The sequence below is a fragment of the Stackebrandtia soli genome, from assembly GCF_965137155.1.
GTDB classification, from domain to species: Bacteria; Actinomycetota; Actinomycetes; order Mycobacteriales; family Micromonosporaceae; genus Stackebrandtia; species Stackebrandtia soli.
This window is the reverse complement of record NZ_CBCRZX010000034.1, coordinates 38031-48490: the sequence shown is the minus strand read 5'-3', so window position 1 is coordinate 48490 and position 10460 is coordinate 38031. Positions and strand designations below refer to the sequence as shown.

Here is a 10460-nt window from a genome sequence, read left to right as displayed (position 1 = left end):
GCCCTCACCCGCGTCCCCACCACCCCCTCCGGATANCGGGACGCCGGTGCCTGCCCCGCGCTGCTCGATCTCGCCCGCGAGCGTTTCCACGCCGACGGACTCGGCGGCTCCGTCATGATCACCGGCGGCGCCCTCGACGGCATCGAACGCGCGCTCACCTCTCACCTCGGACCCGGCGACACCGTCGCCGTCGAGGACCCGTGCTGGGCGAACCTCAAGGACCTCCTCGCGGCGCTCGGCATGCACGCCCACCCGATCCCCGTCGACGAGCACGGACCCACCGTCGACGGGCTCCGGTCGGCGCTCAACGCCGGAGTCGGCGCGGTGATCGTCACCAGTCGCGCGCAGAACCCCACCGGCGCCTCGATCTCCGCCGACCGCGCCGTCGAACTCCGCCGCGTCCTCGTCGGCGCGACACCCCTCGTCATCGAGGACGATCATTGGGCGGAACTCGCCGACGAACCCCTGCACCCGATCGCCGACGCCGCCGACAACTGGTTGTTCCTGCGGTCGACGTCGAAACCGTACGGACCCGACCTGCGGCTGGCCACCGCCTGCGGCAGCGACCACACGGTCGCACGCGTCGTCGGCCGGATGCGCATCGGCACCGGCTGGGTGTCCACAGTGCTACAGCACATCGTGCTCGGACTCTGGGAGGACGGCTCCACCGCGCCCACCCTCCGTCGCGCCTCGGCGTCCTACCGCGCCCGCGGCGACGCGCTCCTCTCCGCGCTCCAACAGCGGGACGTTCCCGCGACCGGACGCATGGGCCTCAACGTCTGGGTTCCGGTCGTCGACGAGATCCACGCCATCACCACCCTCCGCGACCACGGCTACGCCGCCAACCCCGGCCACCATTACCGCATCGGCACGCCCCCCGCCGTCCGCCTCAGCATCGGCGCGCTGCCTCTCGACCACGTCGATCGTCTCGCCGACGCCGTCGCCGTCGCGGCCGGGCAGCCGCCACGGTCCTGAACCGCGAGTCCCATCCCACAACCGACGTCACCGTCCCCCACGCGTGCCGCGTCCACCCGGACACTCGACCCGCACCCCCACTCACCCCAGAAAAGACACAATGGATATCACCGACACCCGTGCCACCCATGACCGTGTACAGACCCGCACCGTGCGGCTCCTCTTCGGGACCCAGATCCTCGGCGGCGTCGGTGTCGCCATCGGCATCGCGGTCGGCGCGCTCCTGCTCGAGGACCTGACCGGCACCACCGCCCTAGCCGGACTCGGCCAGAGCAGCGCCGTCGTCGGCGGCGCCCTCCTCGCGATCCCGATCATCGCCGTCACCACCCGGTACGGTCGACGTGGCGGACTGGCGCTCGCCTACGGCTGCGGTGTCGCTGGGGCCGTCGCCATCGTCACCGCCCTGTGGTTGCGCAACCCGCCGCTCGCCTTCGCGGGGATGTTCCTGCTCGGTGGTGGCACCGCCGCCAACCTCCAGGCCCGTTACGCCGCCGCCGACCTGGCCCGCCCCGAACGCCGAGGCCGACAACTGGCCATCGTGGTCTGGGCGACCACCATCGGCGCGGTCGCCGGACCGAGCCTCGCCCCGTTCGCGGACACCCTCGCCGGGAACCTGTTCGACACGCCTCGATACGCCGGGCCCTTCATCGCCAGCGCCATCGGATTCGCCGCCGCCGCCGTCATCCTGTGGGTGTTCCTCCGCCCCGACCCGCTCCTGCTCGCCCGTGGCCCGGTCGTCGAGGAACAGGCCCCGGTCAAACCGGGCATCCGCGCCGGACTCGCCGTCGCCCGCGCCAACCCGGACGCTCGAACCGGCATCACCGCCGTCGCTCTCGGGCACCTCGTCATGGTCGCGGTGATGGCGATGACGCCCATCCACATCAAGCACGGCACACCCGACCCGGACACCGTCACCACCATCGTCGGCGTCATCCTGAGCCTTCACATCGCCGGGATGTACGCGCTCTCACCGGTCGCGGGGTACGCCACCGACCGATTCGGGCCCCGGCCCGTCATCTTCACCGGTGTGGCGCTCCTCCTCGCCGCCTGCGCCACGGCTGGCACCTCCGGTTCCAACCACACGCAGCTCGCCGCGGGCCTCCTCCTGCTCGGTCTCGGCTGGTCGTGCACGATGGTCGCCGGGTCGGCAATGCTCACCAACGCCACCACCCCGGCCGACCGTCCCGCCGTCCAAGGGCTCTCCGACCTCACGATGGGTCTCGCCGGTGCCGCGGCCGGTGCCGCCTCCGGTTTCATCATCGACATCGCCGACTACCCCACCCTCACCGTCATCGCGGCCGTCGCGATCATCCCCGCTACCGTTCAACTACTACGACACCGTTCCGCGCCGAAAGAGGCCACATGAGACTGACGCAGTTCTGGGAGCACATGGAAGAGACGTTCGGGGCGGCCTACGCCCGCAGCGTCGCCGACGACCAGGTACTTCCGCAACTCCGCGGGCGCACCGTCAACCAGGCGATCGCCGACGGCGACAACGTCAAATCGGTCTGGGTCGCCGTGTGTCAGGCATACGACGATCGTGTCCCGTCCCGCATCCGCCGCTGACGGCGATTCGAACGTTAGTTTTAGTATGGTGGCCTCGGACGCCGGGTCGACAGTTCGAAGAACAGCACCGCAAACGCCGCCGCGACGATGTCACACCGGCGGTCTACCGTAACCGGCATGGCTAAGAGCACCAGCAAAAAAGCAACCACAACGGGAGGGGCGGGCATGGCCGCACCAGACAAGAGCAAGGCGCTTGAACTGGCGCTAGCCCAGATCGACAAGCAGTTCGGCAAGGGCTCCGTCATGCGGCTCGGGGAACGCCCCAAAGTCGACATTCGCGCCATCCCCACCGGCTCGATCGCCCTGGACGTCGCCCTGGGCATCGGTGGTCTCCCGCGCGGCCGCATCATCGAGGTCTACGGCCCCGAATCCTCCGGTAAGACGACCGTCGCCCTGCACGCCATCGCGAGCGTCCAGTCCGAAGGCGGCATCGCCGCCATCATCGACGCCGAGCACGCCTTGGACCCCATCTACGCCAAGGACCTCGGCGTCGACACCGACGCGCTCCTGGTGTCGCAGCCCGACACCGGTGAGCAGGCCTTGGAGATCATGGACATGTTGATCCGCTCCGGGGCGGTCGACCTGATCGTCATCGACTCCGTCGCCGCGCTCGTTCCGCGCGCCGAGATCGAGGGCGAGATGGGAGACAGCCACGTCGGTCTCCAGGCCCGTCTCATGAGCCAGGCGCTCCGTAAGATCACCGGTGGTCTGAACAACTCCGGCACCACCGCGATCTTCATCAACCAGCTTCGCGAGAAGGTCGGCGTCATGTTCGGCAGCCCCGAGACGACCTCGGGTGGTAAGGCGCTGAAGTTCTACGCGTCGGTGCGCTTGGACATCCGTCGGATCGAGACGTTGAAGGACGCGGGTGACGCCGTCGGTAACCGCACACGTGTGAAGGTCGTGAAGAACAAGGTCGGTTCGCCGTTCCGGCAGGCCGAGTTCGACATCATCTACGGGCAGGGCATCAGCAAGGAAGGCTCGCTCATCGACGTCGGCGTGGATCAGGGCATCGTCCGCAAGTCGGGCGCCTGGTACACCTACGACGGGGACCAGCTCGGTCAGGGCAAGGAGAAGGTCCGCACCTACCTGAAGGAAAACCCCGACCTCGCCAACGAGATCGAGAAGAAGATCCTCGAAAAGCTCGGTGTCGGTTCGGGCGCTGCGGCGGCCGAGGCCGAACCCGAGGCGGACCCGGCGGCGGTCGACTTCTGAGTCCCATCGGCCCAGTGAAGAACGAGGAGCCGCGCGACCCCGGCGAGCAGGCCCGGCAGATCTGTCTGCGTCTGCTCGCCTTCCGACCGCGCACCTATGTCGAACTGGCCGAGGCGCTGACGAAGCGCGGCATCGACGACGAGACGATCGGCGAGGTCCTCGACCGCTATCGCGAGGTCGGTCTGATCGACGACGCGGCGTTCGCGCGGGCCTGGGCCAGCAGTCGACACCGCGTCAAGAAACTGTCCCGCCGGGCGCTCGGCGCCGAGCTGCGCCGAAAGGGCGTCGACTCCGAGCACGTCGCGGAGGCGCTGGACGACATCGACGACGACTCCGAGCGCGCGGCGGCGCGGGCGTTGGCGGAGAAGCGTCTGCGTTCGATGGGCTCGGCGCCGCCGGAGGCCGTGTTCCGGCGGCTGGTGGGAGCCTTGGCGCGTAAGGGTTATGGCCCCGGCATCGCGATCGGCGTGGTCAAGGAGCTGTTGGCCGAGCACGCCGAGACGGCCGAGGCCGCGGAATTGATCGATGTGGACGCTCTGGGGGACGAGTCCTCGGAGTGAGTCGGCGAAGCGTCGACGCTCAAGGACGCCGGGGGCGGCGGTCCATCATTGAGGACACATGACGAGGGAGCCCGGCCGAGGCACGGCGGGCTCCCCACGAAAGTCGTTCAGCGCTGTTCGAGGGCGACGAAGTCGCGTTCGGCGGCGCCGGTGTAGATCTGGCGGGGACGACCGATCTTCGTGGACGGGTCGCTGATCATCTCGCGCCACTGCGCGATCCAACCGGGGAGCCGACCGAGGGCGAACAGGACGGTGAACATCGGCGTGGGGAAGCCCATCGCCTTGTAGATGAGCCCCGTGTAGAAGTCGACGTTCGGGTACAGCTTCCGGGAGACGAAGTAGTCGTCGGCCAGCGCGATCTCCTCGAGCTCCATCGCCAGGTCGAGCAGTCGGTCCGGGCCGGACATGCGGTTCATGACGTCCTGGGCCGCCTTCTTGACGATGGCCGCGCGGGGGTCGTAGTTTTTGTACACCCGGTGGCCGAAGCCCATGAGCCGGACGCCGTCCTCTTTGTTCTTCACCTTGTTCACGAACGACTTGACGTCGCCGCCACCGGCCTCGATGTCCGAGAGCATCTCGAGGACGGCCGAGTTCGCTCCACCATGGAGGGGGCCGAACAGCGCGTTGACTCCGGCGGAGACGGACGCGAAGAGGTTCGCGTTGCTCGAACCGACCATGCGGACGGTCGACGTGGAGCAGTTCTGCTCGTGGTCGGCGTGCAGGATGAAGAGCATGTCGAGCGCCTTGGCGATCTCGGGATCGATGTCGTAGGGCGTGGCGGGGACGCCGAAGGTCATGCGCAGGAAGTTCTCGACGTAGTTGAGCGAGTTGTCGGGGTAGAGGAACGGCTGCCCGATCGACTTCTTGTAGGCGTAGGACGCGATCGTCGGGACCTTCGCCATGAGCCGGATCGTTGACGCCTCGACGTGTTCGGGGTCGAACGGGTCCAGACTGTCCTGGTAGAAGGTGGACAGTGCGCTGACGCCGGAGGAGAGCACCGCCATCGGGTGCGCGTCGCGCGGGAATCCGTCGAAGAAACGCCGCATCTCCTCGTGCACCATCGTGTGCATGCCGAGCTTGTTGGTGAACTCGCCGAGCTGCTCGGCGGTGGGCAGTTCGCCGTAGATGAGGAGGTAGGAGACCTCGAGGAAGGTGGAGCGTTCGGCGAGCTGTTCGATGGGGTAGCCGCGGTAGCGGAGGATGCCGGCATCGCCGTCGATGTAGGTGATGGCGGATTCGCAGGAGGCGGTGTTCGTGAAGCCGGTGTCGAGGGTGACGGTCCCGGTTGTCTTGAGCAGCGCCGAGATGTCGAGGCCGCCGGGGCCTTCGACGGAGGGGCGAACCGGCAGGGACAGCGGCTTGTCACCGTATTCGAGTGTGGCTTCGTCCGTCATGTTGCCTGCTCCAGGTCGGTGGTGGGTGGGTTCGGGCCGCGCGGTGGTTTCGCGCCTCGTAAAGATATAACGACGTGACTGTCTGGGTCGGCGTGTGTGCCGATCCGTGTGATGTGGGCGTCCGTCGTCGTGACGCTTCGGGTGCGTTCCGGTAACGGCAGTGCGAGGAGTTCGCCGGTCTCGGCCGTGGCGGCCCGATCGAGGATGGCGCGGGCGGCGACGCGGGACCGGTCGCAGGCCTCGGGGTCCTCGTGCAGTCGGTGCATGACGTGCGCGTGCCGGGTGACCGCGTCGAGTTCGTAGACGATCTGGTTCGGGTCCGTGTCGGCGTCGATCTGGCCGTCGACGATCGCGCGCGCGATGTGGTGGTGGAGCAGCAGGACCCAGTCGGCGTGCGTCGCGGCGATGGCGTCTCGGACGGGTCCGGGTCGGGAGTGGAATTCGGCGGCGACGGTGCTGAAGAAGCACCCGCCCGGAAACACGCGATTCTCGACGTAGGCGATCCAGTTGAGCGTGAGCGCCCAGAGGCGTGCGAGCCCCGGCGGCGAACTCTGCGCCGGCTCGACGACGTGACCGGCGAACCGCTCCCGCGCGGCGGCGATGGTGGCCAGCTGCAACTCCTGTTTGGTTCCGAAGTGGAGTATGGCGCCGCTCTTGCTGATGCCGAGCTCGGTGGCGAGGCGCCCGATGGAGAGGGTTTCGAGGCCTTCCACGGAGGCCAGATCGACGGCTCGCTGGAGGATCGCCTGCCGTTTGGCGTTGCCGCGTTCGAGTCGTTTGTCGCCGGGTGCCGCTGAGCTGGTCATGGTCACCAGTGTGCCGGACCGGCGAGGCGGCGAGGTCGGCTTGTGTCTAAGATTATGAACGATCGTTCGTTTATATAAGGAGTTCGGATGGATCACCGCGACCACTACGCCCGCGCGCAGCGAAACCTCCTCGACCTCGTGGCGAGCCTCACCGACGACCAGCTGGCCCTCTCGACACCGTGCGAGGGCTGGACGGTGGCGGATCTGCTCGGTCACATCATCGAGGTCGCCGACGGCTTCACGACCGCGTTCACCGGCGCCGACGTCGAATCGTCCACAACAGATCCTCGGGAGCGTTACCGGGAGGCCGCGGCCAGCGCGCTCTCCTCCGTCGCCGACGACGCGGTCCTCGACTCCCTCAGCACCTTCGGCGGGTCCACCCGTCCCGGTTGGGTTCGGATCTCCTTCGGCTTCGCCGACACCCTCGTCCACACCTGGGACATCGCCCGATCCACGGGCAACGCCGCCGTCATCGACCCCGAGCTCGTCAACGCCGCACTGGCCGTCGTCGCCCTCATTCCCGACGAAGCGCGCGGCCCCGGACGACCCTTCGCCGCGATCGTTCCGGTGCCGGACGACGCAGGCGAACTCGACCGGCTCCTGGCGACCTCCGGTCGGTCGCCCGCCTGGTCGGCCTGAGCAAAGCTGGACGGCGGCCGGGACGTCGATCCCGGCCGCCGCCGCGTGTGCCCCGAGCGGGTCGCGTCGAACGAGTCCTACGCCGCTTCACCGATCAGGACGTCGATGACCGGACCGTCACGGTTTCACCAGACCCGTCGCCCAAGCCCACGCGGCGACGCCGACACGATTGGCCACGGCGAGCTTGCGTTGGATGTTCGCCAGGTGATTCTTGACCGTGCCGGGGCTGATGAACAGCTCGGTCGCGATCTCGGCGTTGGTCCGACCGGTGGCGACCAGGCGGACGACCTCCAGCTCACGCTCGCTCAGCGGCTCGGTCGTGGGCGTCGTGAGCGGCGTCGCCGGGATCATCTTGCGCAACAGGCGAACCGTGATCTGCGGGCTGATCAGGGTATCCCCGGCCACGGCGGCCCGGATCGCCTCGATCAGCAGCGTCGGACCCGATCGCTTCAACAGGTAACCGCAGGCGCCGTCTCGTAGAGCACTGTGGACGTATTCGTCGAGGTCGAAGGTCGTCACCACGATGACGCGCATCGGATCGGCGACCTCGGGACCGGCAAGGCGCCTCGTCAGCTCCAACCCGTCGAGCCCGGGCATGCGAATGTCGGCCAGCACCACGTCGGGGCGCAGATGCCGGGCCTGCGACAGCGCGCTGAGTCCGTCGGCGGCCTCGCCCACGACACTCATGTCCGGTTGGGCGTCCAACACCATGCGGAACGCGCCACGGATGCCCTCCTGGTCGTCGGCGATCAACACTCGTATCGGCACGGGCACCTCAATCATCGTTGGCGGACAAGGGGATGAACGCGGACAACCGCCAGCCGCGCGGTGACCTCGGCCCCGCCGACAGACTGCCGCCGAGAGACTCCACGCGCTCGGTGAGACCTGGGATGCCGAGTCCGCCACGGTCCCGGGAGGACGTTCGCGCCCCGGCGAGCCCGTCGTCGTCCACGGTGACTCGTACGGCCGAGGCGGTCACCTCGACGGTGACATCGACGGAGGCGGCTTGCGTCGCGTGGCGGCGAACGTTCGTCAACGCCTCGGCGACGACACGATAGACGACCGCGCCCGGTTCCCGTGGTACGGCGGGAGACTCGCCCATCATGAGCCTCGCCCTGGTGGAGCCGCTCGCACCGAACCGCTCGACGAGCGTCGCGAGGTCCGCGATGCCACCGATCGGTCCGCGCGCCGAACCGGAGTCCCGCAGCATGTGGACGGTCCGGTCCATCGACTCCAGGGCGCGGAGCCCGGCCCGCTCGATCCGCTCCAGGGCCCGATCCAACCCCGGATTGCCAACGGCCAACACCATCCGGCTCGCCTGTGCCTGGGCGACGATCTCGCTGACGTCGTGCGCCACGAAGTCGTGCAGATCGCTCGCCAGATCCATTCGCTGCGCCTGCCGGGCGTCGGCGACCGCCCGGTGCCGTTGCGTCTCAAGGCCTCTCAGATACCAGGCGACGAAGCCGACGGTGAGCGACGGCACCAGCCACAGCGCGCTCCCGGCGACATACTCCCACCAGTGGTCATCCCAGGGCATGTACCGCTGCACCGACAACGCGACGGCCACGCCCGCCACCCCGGCCCCGAACCCGGCCCGACCCGGCGGGGACCAGCGCACCGGCAGATAGACGAACACCACCAGGACGACCGGTTCGAGGAGCACCCACAGCGAAGCGTTGAACTCGGGTTCGGGCGGCGAGTCGACGCGCGTCGACACGCTGATCACGGTGACCGCGATCGACACCAGGCCGACGCCCGACGACACCCAGGGAAAGGCGCCGTGGCCCCGGGGCCAGATCGTCCACAGGATCACGGCCGCCGCGCAGGCGGTCGCGGGCGCCGTGACGTCCAGCGGCGACGCGGGGACCAGCCACAGCCCGGCGGCGAGCGCGAGCGCGCCCACCACACCCGACCAGGGCCGCCAGTTCCACATGATCACGAGCTTAGAGAGCGTCCACACGTCGACGGATCGGCCGGGGCGGCGTCGAAACACCACCGACGTCTCGCCGGAAACCGCTGCCGCGCAGGGGTTCTCCCGCCCGCTCGGCCTCCCGCCACGCGGAGGTCGAACCGGCGGCGATATGCCGAACGGCATACGACGCGACGTCCCGCGGGGGAGAAACCCCTCCGACGGCATATCGCCGCCGCGGCGGAATCGGCCGACGCTGGAGGCATGAGAAAAAACTGGCCCCGGTGGATCGGCTACGCGACGGCGATCTGGTCCCTGAGCTACGCGCTCCTCGGGCTCTATTGGACTTTCGGTGGAGGCGGCTTTCCGTTCGGCTCCGGTGACCCGCAAATGGCACGGGAAGGCGCGAACGCGATCCACGCGAACGTTCTCGGCCTCGCCACCCCCGAGATCGCCGGTCCGATCATCGCGGGCGTCGGACTGTTCGCGGCGGTGGTCGCGGCACTGATGGCGGCGGGAAAGGGCACCGGTGGCGGTAGTGTCCTTCTGCTGTCGTCCGCGTGGACGATGGTCGTCGTGCTCGGCATCGTGATTCAGGACTACCGGCCCTTGACGCTCGTGGCGTACCTGCCCATCTTCGCCATCGGGAAGATTTTCTTCGGTTGGCCGGAGGGTGTCGGTCTGGAGGCCCTGGTCGGCTGGCCGATCCTGAACCTGGCGTCCTGTCTCATCGCCGCGGTCGCGTTCGCCATGACGGCGGTCGCCTACCGACGGCGCGTGCGGGACGCGTGCGGCGACTGCGGGCGGAGCGATGGCGACGACGGCCGCGGCCTCGTCAGGTGGGGACGGCCCGCCGTCATCGTCGCGATCACGGTGCCGCTGATCTACTGCACGACGCGCTGGCTCTGGGCGCTCGGCTTCAGCCTCGGAATCGATCCACAGTGGTACGCCGAGGGGCAGGAGAACGGACTGTGGCTCGCGGGCGCGGCCCTGGCGACGCTGGGTCTGGGCGGCGCGATCCTGACGCTCGGCTTGATCCAGCGCTGGGGCGAGGTCTTCCCTCGCTGGATGATCGGGTTGCGCGGAAGGCGCGTCCCGCCGATGCTCGCGGTCATCCCCGCGCTGGCCGTCGCGGTCCTGGTGACGGCGGCCGGGACGATGTACATCCGGATGGCGTTCACGATGGGCGTCGAGGGAACCTGGGTGACGAACATGCCGGAGACGCTGTGGCCGCTCTGGGGTGCGGGCCTCGCCGTCGCCGCGCTCGCCTACCACCAGCGCCGCCGCGGCCCGTGCGTGATCTGCGGGCGCGGAACACCGACCGCCGCCTGAGAACGTGTTCGGGGACCCGCTCGCGACGGAAGGGGATCCCCGAACCCCACCGGAGCTCGGGGCC

General features: G+C 68.9%; 11 protein-coding genes. 7 read left to right on the top strand and 4 right to left on the bottom strand.

Annotation, left to right across the window (positions count from 1 at the left end; translation table 11 throughout):
* Window positions 1–36 precede the first annotated feature (36 nt).
* The 5 genes from ACM9NP_RS17750 to ACM9NP_RS17730 form a co-directional block, all read left to right on the top strand.
* Window positions 37–975, top strand: a 939-nt coding sequence (locus ACM9NP_RS17750) for an aminotransferase class I/II-fold pyridoxal phosphate-dependent enzyme (RefSeq protein WP_415647837.1), incomplete at its 5' end; no start/stop codon positions are given.
* 100 nt (window positions 976–1075) lie between these two features.
* A complete protein-coding gene (locus ACM9NP_RS17745) occupies window positions 1076–2341 on the top strand; it encodes an MFS transporter (protein WP_415647836.1) in 1266 nt (421 codons plus the stop codon).
* Entirely contained in the window at window positions 2338–2541 is a 204-nt protein-coding gene (locus ACM9NP_RS17740; protein WP_415647835.1) for a DUF3046 domain-containing protein, read from the top strand. Before ACM9NP_RS17745 ends, ACM9NP_RS17740 begins: the two co-directional genes overlap by 4 nt.
* Window positions 2542–2706: 165 nt before the next feature.
* Complete coding sequence (gene recA / locus ACM9NP_RS17735; protein WP_415647842.1) at window positions 2707–3756, top strand: recombinase RecA; 1050 nt, start codon at window positions 2707–2709, stop codon at window positions 3754–3756.
* Window positions 3753–4316: a regulatory protein RecX gene (locus tag ACM9NP_RS17730; protein WP_415647841.1), complete on the top strand. Its 564-nt coding sequence runs from the start codon at window positions 3753–3755 to the stop codon at window positions 4314–4316. The genes recA and ACM9NP_RS17730 overlap by 4 nt, the downstream gene beginning before the upstream one ends.
* Before the next feature lie 107 nt (window positions 4317–4423).
* Here ACM9NP_RS17730 and ACM9NP_RS17725 read toward each other — a convergent pair whose 3' ends face one another.
* On the bottom strand, window positions 4424–5710 hold the full coding sequence (locus ACM9NP_RS17725; RefSeq protein ID WP_415647834.1) for a citrate synthase: 1287 nt from the start codon (window positions 5708–5710) through the stop codon (window positions 4424–4426).
* Entirely contained in the window at window positions 5707–6516 is an 810-nt protein-coding gene (locus tag ACM9NP_RS17720) for a TetR/AcrR family transcriptional regulator (protein WP_415647833.1), read from the bottom strand. The genes ACM9NP_RS17725 and ACM9NP_RS17720 overlap by 4 nt, the downstream gene beginning before the upstream one ends.
* Before the next feature lie 87 nt (window positions 6517–6603).
* On the opposite strand from ACM9NP_RS17720, the gene ACM9NP_RS17715 reads away from it, so the two are divergent.
* Complete coding sequence (locus ACM9NP_RS17715; RefSeq protein ID WP_415647832.1) at window positions 6604–7155, top strand: TIGR03086 family metal-binding protein; 552 nt, start codon at window positions 6604–6606, stop codon at window positions 7153–7155.
* Between the two features lie 117 nt (window positions 7156–7272).
* Here the strand turns inward: ACM9NP_RS17715 and ACM9NP_RS17710 are convergent, their stop codons facing one another.
* Together ACM9NP_RS17710 and ACM9NP_RS17705 are read right to left on the bottom strand one after the other, a co-directional pair.
* Window positions 7273–7938, bottom strand: coding sequence for a response regulator (locus tag ACM9NP_RS17710; RefSeq protein ID WP_415647831.1), 666 nt, complete (start codon window positions 7936–7938; stop codon window positions 7273–7275).
* On the bottom strand, window positions 7931–9088 hold the full coding sequence (locus ACM9NP_RS17705) for a sensor histidine kinase (RefSeq protein WP_415647830.1): 1158 nt from the start codon (window positions 9086–9088) through the stop codon (window positions 7931–7933). The genes ACM9NP_RS17710 and ACM9NP_RS17705 overlap by 8 nt, the downstream gene beginning before the upstream one ends.
* Before the next feature lie 240 nt (window positions 9089–9328).
* Between ACM9NP_RS17705 and ACM9NP_RS17700 the strand changes: the two genes are divergently transcribed.
* Window positions 9329–10396 (top strand): hypothetical protein, encoded by a 1068-nt coding sequence (locus ACM9NP_RS17700; protein ID WP_415647829.1) that lies wholly within the window; start codon window positions 9329–9331, stop codon window positions 10394–10396.
* Window positions 10397–10460 lie beyond the last annotated feature (64 nt).

Excerpts from the sequence above, each read along its gene's own strand:
- ACM9NP_RS17745 (WP_415647836.1), top strand. The coding sequence starts at position 1,076 with ATGGATATCACCGACACCCGTGCCACCCATGACCGTGTACAGACCCGC.
- ACM9NP_RS17740 (WP_415647835.1), top strand. The coding sequence starts at position 2,338 with ATGAGACTGACGCAGTTCTGGGAGCACATGGAAGAGACGTTCGGGGCG.
- recA (WP_415647842.1), top strand. The coding sequence starts at position 2,707 with ATGGCCGCACCAGACAAGAGCAAGGCGCTTGAACTGGCGCTAGCCCAG.
- ACM9NP_RS17725 (WP_415647834.1), bottom strand. The coding sequence starts at position 5,710 with ATGACGGACGAAGCCACACTCGAATACGGTGACAAGCCGCTGTCCCTG.
- ACM9NP_RS17720 (WP_415647833.1), bottom strand. The coding sequence starts at position 6,516 with ATGACCAGCTCAGCGGCACCCGGCGACAAACGACTCGAACGCGGCAAC.
- ACM9NP_RS17715 (WP_415647832.1), top strand. The coding sequence starts at position 6,604 with ATGGATCACCGCGACCACTACGCCCGCGCGCAGCGAAACCTCCTCGAC.
- ACM9NP_RS17710 (WP_415647831.1), bottom strand. The coding sequence starts at position 7,938 with ATGATTGAGGTGCCCGTGCCGATACGAGTGTTGATCGCCGACGACCAG.
- ACM9NP_RS17705 (WP_415647830.1), bottom strand. The coding sequence starts at position 9,088 with ATGTGGAACTGGCGGCCCTGGTCGGGTGTGGTGGGCGCGCTCGCGCTC.
- ACM9NP_RS17700 (WP_415647829.1), top strand. The coding sequence starts at position 9,329 with ATGAGAAAAAACTGGCCCCGGTGGATCGGCTACGCGACGGCGATCTGG.